Below are 17,382 nucleotides of genomic sequence, written 5' to 3' on the forward strand. Positions count from 1 at the left end.
GCTGCGCGGGTCCTGTGCGAGCAGGGCGTCGAGAATCCCGTCGCTGATCTGGTCAGCGATCTTGTCCGGGTGGCCTTCCGTGACCGACTCGGAAGTGAAAAGGCGGCGTGCCACGGTGCTCCTTTCGGCAGTGGAACGTTGGTATAATCTATATGAACGCGGATATCCGAGCGATGGCCTCAGTGATCATATCTTCAGACTTGTTCAGGCTGAACCGGATGTAGCGCCGACCCTCGGATGGCTCGCTGTGGAAGAAGGGGCCGGGTGCGGTTGCCACGCCCGCACCTTCAATCATTGAGCGGCTTATATCAATGGCGTCGCTAGCTTGGGAATCCGGTAGACGTGCGTATAGGTAGCAGCGGCTCTCTGCCGACTGGTGCGCCATTCCCATGGCATGGAGTTGTTTGGACAGACGTAGCTGATTTCTCTCCAGAATCTGCAGGTGAGATACCGATATTCCCGACTCCCGCCGTAGGTCGGCAGCTGCAGCCAGTTGTAGCGGCGTCGCGACGCAGGCGGTGAGTGTCTCATGCACGAGCCGGAAACGTCGAGTCAACGCCGGTTCGGCGTGAATCCAGCCGATTCTCCAGCCACTGATGGAATGCGACTTGGACATACTACGAAGAGTCGCCACGGTGACATCCTTCGCCACTTCGCTCGGCAGCGCCCTCCTGCCATCTCTTACGGCATAGGCGGCGTACACCTCGTCGCTGATCAGCGTAACGTTCCACGTCGCGCAGAGATCGGTGACCTGTTGTAGTTCCTCGACACTGAACATCCTGCCTGTTGGGTTATGTGGCGAATTCAAGATCACGGCCCGGGTCCTCGGGCCGAAAACCTCTCTCAGTTCATCCTCGCGCCATTTCCATTCAGGCGGGTGAAGTTTGAGAAAGCGAGTAGCGCCGCCCGCGACGGCGACAGCAGCGCTGAAGCTTTCGTAATAGGGATCGAGGACGACAACCTCGTCACCTGGCTGAACGAGCGCAGTGAGGACTGTATTGAGTCCCTCCGTGGCGCCTGCGGTGATGGTGATCTCAGTCTCTGGGTCGGCTTCATGCAGCCGTGCGGCCTGCGCACGTAACTCCGCGGTACCCGCTGAGTTGCTGTACTGATTGAAACCGCCCCGAAGCGCGGTTATGGCGGCTTCCAGCGCTTGTTCACTAGTTTCCGGAAAGGCTGGGGTGCCGGTCGCCAGATCGATGGCTCCATGCAGGCGCGCCAGTATTAGCAGTTCCATGAGTTTCATCGGCTGAAGCTGTTCCGTGCGCGCCGAAAATTTGGTGGTCCGACGTGAGACGCGAGGCAGGAATCGGCGCCTGCCGGCCTCATATCGTCTGATGCTGTCGTCGTACTGAAGTGTCTCCGCGATGTCGTCGAGGCCTGCTAGCAGCCGCCGCGCTAATTGCTCCGGGATGTCGAAAGGTATTTCGAGGTTGTCATACCGGATGGTTCGAGCCGGTAGATCAATCGTCATGGCAGTTGCCGGATCACGCTCGGCGACCTCCCACAGCGAGGCGATCTCCTTAGTGTCGATCACGGCCGTCAGCAGCCCGTTGCGGCTTGCGTTCGCACGGAAGATGTCCCCGAACGAGGTCGCCAGCACGGCTACGAAGCCGTGATCTCGTAGCGCCCATACCGCGTGTTCGCGTGACGAACCGATACCGAATTCGTTACTGGCGATCAGGATGCTCGCGCCGGTGTACTGTGGCTGTGACACGGGATAGTCGCTTTGCTCGCGCCACTCCGCGAACAGTGCATCCGCATATCCCGTACGGGTGATGCGTTTGCAGAACTCGGCTGGAATGATCTGGTCGGTGTCGACATGACTGCGACGAAGAGGGCAGCCGCGGCCGGTGTGCACTGTCCACTTCTCCACGGCGGTTCCTTCCTGAATTCGATGATCCGAGCGGCGTTGGTGTGAACGGGCGCTAGGGCGACGATGTGGCGATGTTTGTACTGCCTGCCTTCTCCACCGCAGCAGCCAGGGCGAGCCACACCGCCAAACTTCTGGTTTGCGCCGTTGCGAACCCCCAGGCCGCGTGCTCGGCCACAGCGACGTGGGCGAAGCAGCAGGAGGAACCGCTCGCCATGTCTTGGACCGTCAGTTCTAGGCACTCGTACGGGAACCGCGACCCGGTGGCCTGTGCCAGCGCAGCCAAAAGCACGTCCGGATCATCGCCAGCCGCCATGGGTGCCGATGTTGGCGATCCGGATGTGCAGTAGGCATCTTGGAAGATCGTCCAGAGTAGATCTCGGGAAACCTCACCGCCATGCTCGTCTAAGTAAGCCTGCACGAGCTTGGACAGGTCGATCTGCAGGCGGCGAGGAAGGTCGAGGCCGAAACCGGTGCGCATTAAGTAGTTGACGCCGCCTTTGCCGGACTGGTTGTTGACCCGGATCAGAGCCGAGTACTCCCGTCCGATGTCGTGTGGGTCGATGGGCAGATACGGCACGTCCCACCATTGCGATGAGCGTTGTTCACGCTTGCGCAGCGATTTGCTGATTGCATCTTGGTGCGAGCCTGCGAACGACGTGTAGACCAGATCACCGGCCCATGGATGCCTTGGCGGTACCGTCATGCCGGTGCATGCCTCCGCTACGCGCCGCGCCCGATCCAGGTCGCCGAAGTCCAGCCCAGGAACGACGCCCTGCGAGAACAGGTTCATCGCCAGCGTGACCAGGCAGACGTTCCCGCTCCGTTCCCCGTTGCCGAAGAGAGTGCCTTCGACGCGCTGAGCTCCGGCAAGCACAGCCATCTCGGCGGCTGCGACACCGGTGCCGCGGTCGTTGTGCGGGTGAACCGACAGCGTGATCCGGTCGCGATAGGCCAGATGCCGGTGCATCCACTCGATGCGGTCACCGAATTCCATCGGGGGATAGGCCTCCACCGTCGCCGGCAGGTTGACCCGGATGTCATCGTCGGCGGACGGCTGCCATAGTTCGAGCACGGCGTTGCAGACCTCGAGGGCGAAGTCAGGTTCGGTCTGGCTGAACGACTCCGGTGCGTACTGCAGCGAGAGCTTGGTTCCGCCGAGAACGTCGCGCATCCGCAGTGCCGTCTCGGCGCCTGCGACAGCCAGATCTTTGATCCGCTGCCGATCCGCTTCGAAAACATCTCTGCGCTGAACGGCAGAGGTGGGATTGAAGACCTGCAGCACGCCGCGCGAAAGCCCTTTGAGACACGTGGCGGTCTGTTCGATGAGATCCGTCCGCATAGGGCTCATGACCTGGACAAGCACGTCGGAGGGGATCGCGTCACGCTCGATGAGGTCGCGGACGAAGGCCCAGTCCGTGGCGCTCGAGCAGGGGAACCCGATCTCGATTTCCTTGAATCCAAGTTCCACCAGCAATTCGAACATGGTTCGCTTGCGGGTTAGATCCATGGGTTCGAGCAGTGCCTGATTGCCGTCCCTCAGATCCACGCTGCACCAGGTGGGGGCTGCGGTAATTCTCCCGTCCGGCCAGCGGCGGTCCCTTAGTTGCAGGGCGGGGTAGGGCTGATATTTCTGCGCCGCCACCGTAAATGGCTCGTCTGGTGCCATGGTGTTCCCCGTTCCCCGATTTTCGCAGACCGTCCTTGCGACCGAGTTCCCGAAAGAATGCGCTCGCGAGAAGTGTCGAGCGCATTGACATCGTGGTGGCGGCATCGTGGTTACGCCGACCGTGAACGCGCTCCATATTAGACGAACAGATCAACTGCGCAAGGTCCAAAATGTCGGAAAAGTACGTTAAGGGTTGTATCTCCTCCGAATCGCATATCGCAATATATGTCAGGCTCTGCTCCACAGGAAATTCACAGCAAAACGGACGGCGGCGATGCGGTTGGCGGTGGGTTCGGCAAGATCGGGTAGTCGCCCGCCGGCGTGGGGCCGAGCCCGCATTTGCGCTGTTGGAACAGGTTGCAACGGGTGCGGTGCGCGATAGCGAAAAGCTGTTTGACTGTGCGAACCCGCCGGCCCCGACGGTGACCAGGGGCGATAGTTAACCAATCATTGGCGCACGATACATAATCGCAGGTCAGCCGCTTCTTATCGATCTTGAACCTACGTGGCGGAACTCCTCGTGACCTTTTTCGTGTTGTCGATCGAGGGTTGACGGCCCGCAGGAGGCATTCCTATAGTCATCCGTGATCGTCGATCATCGAAGGTGCGGGTCACGATCGCTGAAATTGCCGCTGCACCGACGCGATGCGTCGGTGCAGCGGCTCCTTCGCAAGTGCCCACGACGTGGGTGCGGTGCCTTGCTTACGGTGCTCCCGCATATCGAGCGCCGCATATTCGGCATTCGGCGAGAATCTTCAGACTACTTGTTTCGGGGGCAGTGGGCGTGGATCTTGGGGTGTATCCGTTTGACACTGCGAACCGGTATGAGCCGGCCCCGGAGCTCGTTTGGCTGCTGGCGAACAGGCCCGTTGCCACGGTAGGACTGCAATCGGGTGACCGGGCGTGGCTGGTGACGAGATATCAGGACGTCAAGACGGTCCTGTCGGATGCTCGCTTCAGCCGGCGGCTCAACCGACCTGATGCGGCACGGCTGCAGAGCGGATTCCAGAACATGGACATCCCGTTCGCCGATCCGCCCGAGCACACCCGCTGGCGCCGCATGCTGTTCAAGACGTTCACCAACCGTCGGGTCCAGGACATGCGCGACGCGGTGCAGCGAACGGTCGACGAGCTTATCGCCCGCATGTGGGCGCAAGGCACGGGCGCGGACCTCGTGGACGTGTTCTCCTTCCCCTTGCCGATCTCCACGATCTGCCAAATCTTCGGCGTGCCCACTGCCAACGAGCGACATCTGCGGGCTTGCGCCGACGCGCTGCTGTCGGTGGACGGGTACTCCGACGGCGAGAAGATGTCGGCGTACGGGTCCCTTTCCCGCCTGACCCGCGGCATCGTCCGCGAGAAGCGCAACCAGCTCGGCGACGACCTGCTCAGCGCCCTGATCCTCTACCGCGACGAGGACGGCGGGCCGGTGCTTACAGACGCTGAGCTCGAGACGGCGTTCCTCCTGCTTCTCATGGCCGGCTACGAAACCACCGCACAGGCCATCAGCAAGAGCCTGCTCACCCTCTTCCGGCATCCCGATCAGATGGAACGCCTGCGCCAGGAGCCAGCGCTGATGGGCGGTGCAGTTGAAGAGCTTCTGCGCTTCACCTCGATGGAGACGGGATTCGGCACCCCGCGATACGCGCTGGAGGATGTCGAGCTGAGCGGCCTCACCATCCCCAAGGGAGCGACCGTGCTTCCGGTCGGTCAGGCGGCCAACTGGGACCCCGCCCGATTCACCGAGCCGGAGAAGTTCGACATTCGCCGTAAGCAGGAAGACAAACATCTCACCTTCGGCCACGGATCGCATTTCTGTCCGGGCGCCGGGCTGGCCCGGCTCCAGCTGGAGATCGCTCTGACGAGCCTGCTGCGCGAATTCCCGAGGCTGCGTCTGGACACCACACCCGAGCTGGTCGAGTGGGACGTGCGGATAGCCGCGGCCGGCCCGGCTGCTCTGCCTGTTTCGTGGTAGCTGCTCTGCGGCCGTGTCCCTGCGGGGCGTAGAGCAGCCCGATGGACGGACATTTCCCGCTACAGCGCGTCGGCCCATGGCGACTGCGCGCACCAGTCCGCTTGCTCGAACCGAGGGAGAATCATGTCTGACGGCCGGACGATGTCGCTGCAGCTGACCGAGGCCCAGCACGAGATCTGGTTGAACTCGCAACTCGGCTCGTCGCCTGATCTGTACAAGATCGCACAGTGCGTCGACATCACCGGCGACGTCGACGTCGACCTGCTCGTTGACGCGATTCGCCTCGTGGTGGCGGAGACCGACACCCTGCGCACGACATTCGTCGCCACGACCGACGGGCCTCGCCAGATTCTCGGCCCGGCACCGGACTTCGACGTTCCCGTCGTGGACTTCACCACTTCGGCCCGGCCCGGCCCGGATGCCGAGGAGTGGATGCGACAGCGCATCGAGACCCCCGTCGATCTGGCGCAGGGACCGACATTCAGCTTCGCCGTGCTGCGCATCTCGGCCGAAGGCTTTCGGATCTTCCACACCTATCACCACATGGTCATCGACGGGTACGGCATCTCTCTGGTGACCCATCGCCTTGCCGAGATCTACTCGGCGCTTCGCGCCGGACAGGATCCGCAGCCCTCCCGTTTCCACGGTCTCCCCGAATTCCTGGCGAGCGAAGACGCCTACCAGCACGGCGCCGGCTACGGCAAGGATCGGTCATTCTGGGCCGATCAGCTCACCGGCTTAGCGGCCCCGGCGCGAACGGCACGGCCTCGGCCGAGCTCGCGCTTCACCCGGCGTACGCGGCGCCTCACCCTTCCGGCTCCCCGGTCGCAGGGCAGGTCGGTCGGCTACGCCCGCCGGCTCGCCACGTTGGTCGCCGCCGCCGCCGCTACCTTCCGGCATCGCATCGACGGCACCGACGATGTGCTCATCGGTTTCGCAACGGCGGGGCGTGCCGACGCCGTCGGCATGAACACCCCCATGATGGCGGCTAACGCGCTGCCCCTGCGTCTGCAGATCTCCGAGCGCACCACCACCGGTGAGCTGCTCAACCAGGCGCGCGAAGAGATCGATCAACTACTACGCCACCAGCGGTACCGCAGCGAGCAGATCAATCGTGATCTCGGCGGTGCGACCAGCCTGCAGGAGCTGATGGCCTTCCAGGTCAACGTGATGCCGTTCTGGGCCGATCTGCGCTTCGACGGGCTTGCCGCGACCGTCCACAGCGTGGCGCTGGGCATCGTCGACGGGCTGTCCCTCGTCGTCCTGGACCGCACCGGGTCCACCGACCTGCACCTCGACCTCGACGCGGTCGAGGGTCTGTACACCGACGATGAGCTGCGCGTCCACGAGGAGCGGTTCGCGCGAATCTTCGAGGCCATCAACGTCGGCGATCCGGATCAGCCGATCGGTGAGATCGACCTCCTGGGTGAGGTGGAGCGGCGGAAGCTGCTGGTGCAGTGGAACGACACCGAACGTGACCTCCCGGCGACCTGCCTGTGCGACCTGTTCGAGGCCCAGGTCGTTCTGTCGCCGGACGCCGTGGCCGTCCAGTACGCCGATGAGGCCTTGTCGTACAGCCAGCTGAACGCTCGGGCGAATCAACTGGCCTGGTGGTTGCGCGACCAGGGCGTCGGCCCGGAGGTGGTCGTGGCCCTGGCGCTGCCGCGATCGATCGAGCTGGTAGTCGCCATCCTGGCGGTCCTGAAGGCGGGCGGGGCGTATCTTCCGGTGGACCCCGACTATCCGGCTGAGCGGGTCGGGTTCATGGTCGGCGACGCCGGATCCGGTCTGGTGCTGACGTCCTCAGCGGTGGTGCGGAGGCTGCCGGAGAGCGCAACGGCGTCGCTCGTGGTCCTCGACGACGAGAAGCGTCAAATGGAGCTCGCGCAGTACCCGGACACCGATCTGACCGCGGCGGACCGGACCGCCGTTCTGACGCCGTCCAGTCCGGCCTACACCCTCTACACCTCCGGTTCCACCGGTGCGCCCAAGGGCGTCGTCGTGACGCACCGGAACGTGGTTCGTCTCTTCGGCGGCGCTGACCAATGGTTCGGCTTCGACGCCGGTCAGGTCTGGGCGTTGTTCCATTCCTATGCGTTCGACTTCTCGGTGTGGGAGCTGTGGGGGCCGCTGCTGCACGGTGGCCGGCTCGTCGTGGTGCCCTATGAGGTGAGCCGGTCCGCTCGGGCGCTCGTGCGGCTGCTGGTCCAGCAGCAAGTGACGGTCCTGAGCCAGACGCCGTCGGCGTTCGAGCAGCTCCTGCAGGCCTGTCGTGAAGACCGCGCGCTGGGATCGCAGCTACGCCTGCAGCGCGTCGTCTTCGGCGGGGAAGCTCTGCCGGCGGCTCTGGTGGAAGGCCTGCGGGAACTGGTCCCGGGCTGTCGGGCGGTCAACATCTACGGCCCCACCGAGACCACCGTCCACGCCACGACCTGCGACGTGGACCGCACCGATGAGGTCCCGCCCATCGGTCGTCCTGTCGACAATGCACGCGTCTACGTTCTGGACTCCGTTCTGCGTCCGGTGCCGGTGGGTGTGGCCGGCGAGTTGTACGTGTCCGGCGCCGGCGTGGCCCGGGGATACTTGAATCGCCCGGCCCTGAGCGCCCAGAGGTTCGTGGCAGATCCGTTCGCCGGCGACGGCGGGCGGATGTATCGCACGGGTGACGTGGTCCGGTGGCGTGCCAACGGCACGCTCGAATTCGTCGGCCGGGCTGATGGGCAGGTCAAAGTCCGCGGCTTCCGGATCGAGCTCGGCGAGATCGAAGCCGCGCTGGCCAGCTGTCCCGGCGTGATGCAGGCGGCGGTGACGGTCCGGGAGGACCGTCCGGGCGATCGTCGCCTGGTCGGATACATCGTGCCGGCTGCCGCTGAAGACCGCGACGGCGGCGTCGCTCAGGTGGACGAGTGGCGTGCGATTTATGAGTCGTTGTATGCGGTGCCGGGTGTTTTTGGTGAGGATTTTTCGGGGTGGAATTCGAGTTATGACGGTGCCCCGATTTCGTTGGATGAGATGCGGGAGTGGCGGGCTGCGGCGGTGCGGCGGGTGCGGGAGTTGCGGCCGCGGCGGGTGTTGGAGATCGGGGTGGGTTCGGGTCTGTTGCTGTCGCAGTTGATGGGTGACTGTGAGCGGTATGTGGCGACAGATTTTTCGGTTCGGGTGATTGAGCGGTTGCGGGCGGAGTTGGCCGGTTCGGACGGGGTGGAGTTGTGGTGTCGTCCGGCTGATGATTTCGGTGGGTTCGCTGAGGAATCGTTCGATGTGGTGATTATCAATTCGGCGGTTCAGTATTTCCCGGGTGTGGATTATGTGGCGCGGGTTCTTGCGGGCGTCATGCGGGTTTTGGTGCCGGGTGGGCATGTGTTTGTTGGTGATGTTCGTAGTCACCGGTTGATGCGGTCTTTTCATGCGGCGGTGCAGTTGGCGCGGGTGGGTGATGCCGATGTTTCGGTGTCGGGGGTGCGCCGTTCGGTGGAGCAGGCGGTTCTGCTGGATAAGGAGTTGCTGCTCGATCCTGATTTTTTTGTGGCGTTGGCAGCTGGTTTGCCGCAGGTGGGTGCGGTGGATGTGCGTTTGAAGCGTGGTCGTGCTCGTAATGAGCTGACGCGTTACCGCTATGACGTGGTGTTGCGCAAGGGTGCGGCGCCGTCGGTGGCGGGGGTGCCGGTGGTGCCGTGGGCGCGGGTTGGTTCGGTGCCGGCGCTGGTGGGTGTGCTGGCCGGTGGTGCGGCGGTGCGGGTTACCGGTGTTGGTAATGGTCGTGTCGATGGTGAGGTGGCGGCGGCGCGGGCGTTGGATGCCGGTGATGGTTGGGCGCATGTGCGCCGGTTTTTGCGGGAGGGCACCGGGCGGGGTGTGGATCCCGAGGATGTGCATGATGTTGCGGCGCAATGTGGTTATCGGGCGTTGGTGACGTGGTCGGTTGATGATGACGCGGCGTTCGATGTGGTGTTTGTGCCTGAGCGTGATTCGTCGGTGGTGTTCGACGGGGTGTGTGTGCCGGTGTCGGCGGGCCGGTCGTCGTTGCGGGCGTATGCGAATGATCCGTTGGCGTCGCAGCATGCGGGGGATTTGATTGCTGCGGTGCGGGCGCGTTTGGGTGAGGTGTTGCCGGCGCATATGGTGCCGTCGGCTTTGGTGCAGATGCAGCGGTTGCCGTTGACGCCGAGCGGCAAGTTGGATCGGCGGGCGTTGCCGGCTCCGGAATTGTCGGCGGTGTCGTCGGGGCGGGCGCCGCGGTCGCCGCAGGAGGAGATCCTGTGTGGTTTGTTCGCTGAGGTTCTGGGGTTGTCGTCGGTGGGGGTGGACGACAGTTTCTTTGATCTGGGTGGGCATTCGTTGTTGGCGACGCGGTTGATCAGCCGGGTGCGTTCGGTGCTGGGTGTGGAGTTGGCGATTCGTACGTTGTTTGAGTCGCCGACGGTGGCCGGGTTGGCGGGGCATTTGGATGAGGGTCGGCAGGTGCGTGCGGCGTTGCGTCCGGCTGCGCGTCCTGAGGTGTTGCCGTTGTCGTTCGCGCAGCGCCGGCTCTGGTTCCTGCACCGGCTGGAAGGCCCCAGTCCCACCTACAACATTCCGCTCGCGCTCAACCTGACCGGAACGCTGGACATCGCAGCATTGCAGGCAGCCCTGCAGGACGTTGTCGGTCGGCACGAGAGTCTGCGGACGGTGTTCCCGGAGATCGATGGCACGCCTTACCAGCACATCGTGGACGGCGCGCTGGCCCGCGTCGAGCTGCCCGTGCACCACATCGACCGCGAGCGCCTCGACGAAGAACTCAGCCGCGCCGCCCAATACGCCTTCGACCTCGGCCAGCACATACCGCTACGCGCCGTCCTGTTCGAGATGATCGACGACCGCACCCACGTGTTGCTGTTGGTGTTGCATCACGTGGCCGGTGACGGATGGTCGCTCGCCCCGCTGTCACGCGACGTGGCCGAGGCCTACGAAGCGCGCGTCGAAGGCCGGGAACCCGCCTGGACGCCGCTGCCCGTGCAGTACGCCGACTACACGTTGTGGCAGAACGAGCTGCTCGGCGACAAGGACGACCCGGACAGCGTTCTCTCTACGCAGGTGCGGCACTGGATCGAGACACTGCACGGACTTCCGGAGAAGATTAGCCTCCCGACTGACCGACCGCACCCGCCCGTCGCGTCCTCGGACGGCGACATGCTCGGCTTCCACTGGGACGCCGCGCTGCATCACAGACTCGTGGAACTGGCCCAGTCGACCGGGACGAGTCTGTTCATGGTGCTGCAGGCCGGTCTGGCGACGTTACTGAGCCGCCTGGGCGCGGGGCAGGACATTCCAATCGGTAGTCCGATCGCGGGTCGTATGGACGAGGCGCTCGACGATCTGGTCGGTTTCTTCGTCAACACGCTGGTGTTGCGCACCGATGTGTCGGGCAACCCGTCGTTCCGCCAGTTGCTGGAGCGGGTGCGGGACGTGGACCTGGCCGCGTACGCGCAGCAGGACGTCCCGTTCGATTACCTCGTCGAGGTGCTCAACCCGGCGCGGTCGCTGGCGCACCACCCGCTGTTCCAGGTCATGCTCGCCCTGCAGAACGCACCCACCGGCGAATTCCAGCTTCCCGACCTCAGGAGCAGCCGCGGCGCGACCGGCACCAAGACGTCCCGCTTCGACCTGTCCTTCTACATCGAGCAGCACTTCGACGACGCCGGCAGCGGCAGCGGCACCTTGAAGGGCTTCGCCGAGTACCGCACCGATCTCTTCGACCGCGACACCGTCCAATCCCTCGTGGACCGGTTCCACCGGGTGCTGACCACGATCGGCGTGGACCCGGACATCGCCGTCGACGACATCCGGGTGCTGAGCCGGCAGGAGGAGGACCAGCTTCTCGAGACGTGGAGCGGCCGGCGTCGGGAGGTGTCCGAGGCCTCCCTGCCCGAACTCTTCGAGGCTCAGGTGCGCCGCACACCGCAGGCGACCGCCCTGATTGTCGGCGCCGAATCAGTGACGTACGACGAGCTGAACCGGCGCGCCAACCAGCTCGCCTGGTCCCTGATCGGCCAGGGAGCCGGGCCGGAGCGGGTGGTCGCGCTCGCCCTTCCCCGATCGGTGGAGCTGGTCGCTGCGGTGCTCGGCGTCCTGAAAACCGGCGCGGCGTATCTGCCGATCGACCCGGAGTATCCGGCGGAGCGCATCGCGTTCATGCTGGCCGACTCCGGATGCGACGTGACGCTCGACGACCTGACCGCGTGCGAGCGGCTCCACCAGTTCCCCGAGGTCGATCCGGGCCCGGCGGATCGCGCCGGCGTGCTCGGGGCGGCGAGCCCCGCCTATGTGATTTACACCTCCGGCTCGACGGGCGTCCCCAAAGGCGTCGTCATGCCGGCCGGCGCACTGCGCAATCTGCTCGACTGGCACAACGCGGAGATCGGCGGGACGGCCGGAGACCGGGTGGCGCAGTTCACCACCATCAGTTTCGACGTGTCGGCGCAGGAGATCCTGTCCGCGTTGACGACCGGCAAAACGCTGGTCATGCCGACGGACGCCATCCGTACCAGTGCGGAGCTACTGTCCGGCTGGCTCGCCGAGCATGAGATCACCGAGTTCTTCGCCCCCACCGTGGTCCTGGACGCGGTCTGCCAAGCCGCGAACGAGCGCGGCCTGAACCTGCCGGCGCTGCGGCACCTCGTCCAGGGTGGCGAACCGCTGGGACTCAGCGTGCACTTCCGGGAGTTCTGTTCCCGGCATCCGCAGGTACGGGTGCACAACCACTACGGGCCCACCGAGACCCACGCCTGTACCGGCCACCTCCTGCCTGATGACGTCCGGCAATGGTCGCTGCCGGCGCCGATCGGCCGGCCGGTGCACAACGACCGGGCGTACGTCCTCGACGACAACCTGCGCCCCGTACCCGTAGGGGTCCCTGGCGAGCTGTACGTGGCGGGCGCCGGCCTGGCACGCGGTTACCTTTCGCGCCCCGCCCTGACGGGGGAGCGGTTCATCGCCGACCATTTCGCCGGTGACGGCAGCCGGATGTATCGCACCGGTGACGTGGTGCGATGGCGCCCGGGTGGTGTACTCGAATTCGTCAGCCGTGCCGACGACCAGGTGAAGGTCCGCGGGTTCCGCGTCGAGCTCGGCGAGGTCGAAGCCGCGCTGGCGGCGTGCCCCGGTGTGGCGCAGGCCGCGGCGACGGTCCGGCAGGACCGGCTGATCGGGTACGTGGTGCCGGGCATCGACGTGACCCTCGACGTCGTCGGGGTCCGCCGCCAGCTCGCCGCGCATCTGCCGGACTACCTGGTGCCCTCCGTCTTCGTGCAGGTGGACCAGCTGCCGCTGACCCCCAGCGGAAAGCTGGATCGCCGGGCGTTGCCGGAGCCGGAGCTCGGTTCGGTGTCGACGGGCCGGGCGCCCCGGTCTCCGCAGGAGGAGATCCTGTGCGATCTCTTCGCCGAGGTTCTCGGTGTGCCGTCGGTCGGGGTGAACGACAGCTTCTTCGATCTGGGTGGCCATTCACTGCTCGCGACGCGGCTCATCAGCCGCGTGCGGTCGACCCTCGGCGCGGAGCTCGCCGTTTGGGACCTCTTCGAGGAACTGACCGCAGCGGGGCTGGCACAACGGTTGGACGAGAACCGGGACGTGCGCCCGATGCTGCTGCCGGTGCAGCGACCCGATGTGCTGCCGCTGTCGTTCGCGCAGCGCCGGCTCTGGTTCCTGCACCGCATGGAGGGGCCCAGCCCCACCTACAACATGCCGATGGCTCTGCATCTGACCGGAACCGTGGACGTGGACGCGCTGCGGGCGGCCGTACAGGACGTCGTCGACCGGCACGAAACTCTGCGGACCGTCTTCCCCGATCTCGACGGTGTGCCCTTCCAGCAGGTCCTGCGGGACGAGCGGGCCCAAGTCCGCCTCCACGTGCGGCAGGTCGAACAGCATCAGATGGACGAGGTGCTGAGCGAGGCCGCGCGGACCACGTTCGAGCTCGGCGAGCAGATCCCCCTGCGAGCGTCGCTGTTCGAGGTGACCCGCGACCGGCTGCCCACCGGTGAACACGTTCTGCTCATCGTGCTGCACCACATCGCCGGTGACGGCTGGTCGCTGGCTCCGCTGTCGCAGGACCTGCTGACCGCCTACGCGGCACGGGTGCAGGGCCGGGAGCCCGGCTGGGCGCCGCTGCCGGTGCAGTACGCGGACTACACGATGTGGCAGAACGAGCTGCTGGGCGACCGTGACGAGCCGGACAGTCTGCTCGCCACTCAGCTCGGTTACTGGAAACAGGCGCTGCAGGATCTGCCGGAGCAGATCGCTCTGCCGGTCGACCGGCCTCACCCGGCCGTGGCGTCCTTCCGGGGAGAGCTGTACGACTTCCGCTGGGACGGGGAGCTGCACCGAGGCCTGGTCGAGCTGGCCCGATCCACCGGGACGACCCTGTTCATGGTCGTGCAGGCCGCCCTGGCCGTGCTGCTGAGCCGCCTCGGGGCCGGGAACGACATCCCGATCGGCAGCCCGATCGCCGGCCGTATGGACGAGGCCCTCGACGATCTGGTGGGATTCTTCGTCAACACTTTGGTGCTGCGCACCGATGTGTCCGGCACCCCGTCGTTCCGTGACCTGCTCAAGCGGGTCCGCGACGTCGACCTGGCCGCGTACACGCAGCAAGATGTGCCGTTCGACTATCTGGTCGAGGCGCTCAACCCGGCCCGATCGCTTGCGCACCACCCGTTGTTCCAGGTCGCCCTGGCCGTGCACAACAGCCCCGGCAGCGGCTTCGTGCTTCCCGGTCTCCAGGTCACCTTGGGCCGGGTCAGCACCGGAACCTCGCGGTTCGACCTGTCCGTTCACGTCACGGAGACCCACACGCAAGCCGGACGGCATGCGGGCGTCGACGGCTTCGTGGAGTTCAACACGGACCTGTTCGACCGCGCGACGGTGCAGTCGCTCCTCGACCGTCTGCACCGCCTGCTGTCGGCGGTGGTCACCGATCCGGACATCCTCGTCCACGATATCGACGTGCTGGGCGAGGAGGAGCGGCAGAACGTGCTGGTGCGGTGGAACGGCACGCAGCACGCTGCGCCGGCAGCGCCGCTGCCGGAGCTGTTCGAAGCCCAGGCCGCCCGATCGCCGGACGTGGTGGCGGTGGTCAGCGGCGAGGAGTCTCTGTCGTACGCGGAGCTGAACAGGTGCGCGAACCAGCTCGCGTGGTGGCTGATCGGGCAGGGTGCCGGACCCGAGAAGATCGTTGCCCTGGCGTTGCCACGGTCCACGGAGATGATCGTTGCGGTCCTGGCCGTCCTCAAGGCAGGCGCGGCGTATCTTCCGGTGGATCCGGACTACCCGAACGAACGGGTGTCCTTCATGCTGGCCGACACGGGCGCCGACCTCGTGCTGACGAACGGCGCGATCGCCGCCGCGTTGCCGGCCGGCAACGCGGCGGCGGTGCTGGATGACGTTGCCTTCGCCGAGAGCGTGCGCCGCTACCCCGTGGACAACCCCGGCGTGCGGGACCGCACCGCGCCTCTTCTGCCGGAGAGCCCGGCGTACGTCATCTACACCTCCGGATCGACGGGTACGCCCAAGGGCGTGGCCGTGACGCACCACAATGTGGCTCGGCTGTTCACGGCAACGCATGAATGGTTCACGTTCGGTCCGGACGACGTCTGGACGTTGTTCCATTCCTATGCGTTCGACTTCTCGGTGTGGGAGCTGTGGGGGCCGCTGCTGCACGGCGGCCGGCTGGTCGTGGTGCCCTACGAGGTGACCCGGTCGCCGCGTTTGTTCGCCCGGTTGCTGGCCCGCGAGCAGGTGACGCACCTGAGCCAGACGCCGTCGGCGTTCGAGCAGTTGCTGCAGGCCTGGCGCGAGGACAACGGGCTCGCCGCAGGGTGGCAGCTGCGCCGCGTGGTCTTCGGCGGTGAGAAGCTCCGGGTCTCCGCGCTCGCCGAATGGCGCGACCAGCACGGCGACCAGGATCCGGCCTTCCTCAACATGTACGGCATCACCGAGACCACGGTGCACGTCACCTATGTCGACATCGCTGATGTCACGCCGGATGCCTCCGCCGAAGGAGTGATCGGCCGCCCGCTGCCGGACCTGCGCACCTACGTCCTCGACGCCGCTCTGCGACCGGTCCCGGTGGGTGTGGCGGGTGAGTTGTATGTTGCCGGCGCCGGTGTCGCGCGCGGTTACCTGGGCCGTCCGGGTCTTACGGCGCAGCGGTTCATCGCGGATGTGTTCGCCGGTGACGGCGGGCGAATGTATCGCACCGGTGATGTGGTGCGGTGGCGGCCCGACGGGACGCTGGAGTTCGCGGGTCGTGCCGACGACCAGGTGAAGGTACGTGGTTTCCGTATCGAGCTGGGCGAGATCGAAGCCGCACTGGCCAGCTGTGCGGGCGTGGCACAGGCGGCGGTGACGGTCCGGGAGGACCGTCCGGGAGACCGCCGGCTGGTCGGATACGTCGTACCGGCGACCGCGGTCGATGCCGGTGCCGGCATCGCCGACGGCCCCTCGGCGCTGGCCGGCGAGCAGGTCGAGCACTGGCGTGCGATTTATGAGTCGTTGTATGCGGTGCCGGGTGTTTTTGGTGAGGATTTCTCGGGTTGGAATTCTAGTTATGACGGTGCGCCGATTCCGTTGGAGCAGATGCGGGAGTGGCGGGCTGCGGCGGTGCGGCGGGTGCAGGAGTTGCGTCCGCGGCGGGTGTTGGAGATCGGGGTGGGGTCTGGCCTGCTGCTGTCTCAGTTGTTTGAGGGCTGTGAGCGGTATGTGGCCACGGACTTCTCGGCTCAGGTGATCGAGCGTTTGCGGGCGGAGTTGGCCGGTGAGGACCGGGTGGAGTTGTGGTGTCGCCCGGCCGATGATTTTGATGGGTTCGCCGAGGAATCATTTGATGTGGTGGTTATCAACTCGGCGATGCAGTATTTCCCGGGTGTGGATTATGTGACCCGGGTTCTCGAAGGTGTCATGCGGGTTTTGGTGCCGGGTGGGCATGTGTTCCTCGGTGATGTGCGTAGTCGCCGGTTGATGCGGCCGTTCCATACCGCGGTGCAGTTGGCGCGGGTCGCGGATGCCGATGTGTCGGTGTCGGGGGTGCGCCGGTCGGTGGAGCAGGCGGTTCTGTTGGATAAGGAACTGCTGATCGATCCTGATTTCTTTGTGGCGTTGGCGGGTCGTCTGCCGCAGGTGGGTGCGGTGGATGTGCGGTTGAAGCGTGGTCGGGCTCGTAATGAGCTGACGCGTTACCGCTATGAAGTCGTTCTGCGGAAGGGTGCGGCGCCGTCGGTGGCGCAGGCGCCGGTGGTGCCGTGGGCTCGTGTGCAGTCGGTTGAGGCGCTTGCCGGGTTGCTGGCCGTCGGTGAGGCGGTGATGCGGGTTACCGGTATCGGTAACGGGCGGATTGATGGTGAGGTGTCCGCGGCGCGGGCGTTGGAGGCTGGTGATGCGCTTGATGAGGTGCGTCGCCGGTTGGGGGAAGGCACGGGGCGGGGTGTGGATCCCGAGGACGTGCATGAGGTTGCGGCGCGGTGTGGTTATCGGGCGTTGGTGACGTGGTCGGCTGATGATGACGCCGCGTTTGATGTGGTGTTTGTGCCCGTGGGTGACTCGTCGGTGGTGTTCGACGGGGTGTGTGTGCCGGTTTCGGCGGGCCGGTCGTTGCGGGCGTATGTGAATGATCCGTTGGCGTCGCAGCATGCGGGGGATCTGATCGCTGTGGTGCGGGCGCGGCTGGGTGAGTTGTTGCCGGCGCATATGGTGCCGTCGGCTTTGGTGCAGATGCAGCGGTTGCCGTTGACTCCGAGCGGCAAGTTGGATCGGCGGGCGTTGCCGGTTCCGGAGATGTCAACGGTGTCGTCGGGCCGGGCGCCGCGTTCGCCGCAGGAGGAGATCCTGTGT

At 65.6% G+C, this 17,382-nt stretch carries 5 protein-coding genes and 1 pseudogene; 2 read left to right on the forward strand and 4 right to left on the reverse strand.

The features are described 5' to 3' along the window. The 4 genes and pseudogenes from ADL15_RS51135 to ADL15_RS07770 form a co-directional block, all read right to left on the reverse strand. Window positions 1–114 (reverse strand): S-adenosylmethionine synthetase N-terminal domain-containing protein (locus tag ADL15_RS51135; protein WP_157441224.1); only part of this gene is annotated, 114 nt, incomplete at its 3' end. A 34-nt stretch (window positions 115–148) separates the two neighbouring features. After that, window positions 149–1,246, reverse strand: a complete 1,098-nt coding sequence (locus tag ADL15_RS55120) for a pyridoxal phosphate-dependent aminotransferase (RefSeq protein WP_338025522.1) — start codon at window positions 1,244–1,246, stop codon at window positions 149–151. A 45-nt stretch (window positions 1,247–1,291) separates the two neighbouring features. Further along, window positions 1,292–1,876: pseudogene (gene leuD / locus ADL15_RS55125) on the reverse strand (3-isopropylmalate dehydratase small subunit); the annotation flags it as partial. A gap of 52 nt (window positions 1,877–1,928) precedes the next feature. After that, entirely contained in the window at window positions 1,929–3,542 is a 1,614-nt protein-coding gene (locus ADL15_RS07770) for a 2-isopropylmalate synthase (protein WP_083970994.1), read from the reverse strand. A gap of 796 nt (window positions 3,543–4,338) precedes the next feature. Between ADL15_RS07770 and ADL15_RS07775 the strand changes: the two genes are divergently transcribed. Next, window positions 4,339–5,517, forward strand: coding sequence for a cytochrome P450 (locus tag ADL15_RS07775; protein WP_083970995.1), 1,179 nt, complete (start codon window positions 4,339–4,341; stop codon window positions 5,515–5,517). Between the two features lie 123 nt (window positions 5,518–5,640). Beyond that, on the forward strand, window positions 5,641–17,382 hold an 11,742-nt coding region (locus ADL15_RS07780; protein WP_157441225.1), incomplete at its 3' end, for a non-ribosomal peptide synthetase.

This window comes from Actinoplanes awajinensis subsp. mycoplanecinus, assembly GCF_001509495.1.
GTDB classification, from domain to species: Bacteria; Actinomycetota; Actinomycetes; order Mycobacteriales; family Micromonosporaceae; genus Actinoplanes; species Actinoplanes palleronii.

Coding starts and splice junctions, on each gene's coding strand:
- ADL15_RS55120 (WP_338025522.1), bottom strand. CDS start 1,246: ATGAAACTCATGGAACTGCTAATACTGGCGCGCCTGCATGGAGCCATC.
- ADL15_RS07770 (WP_083970994.1), bottom strand. CDS start 3,542: ATGGCACCAGACGAGCCATTTACGGTGGCGGCGCAGAAATATCAGCCC.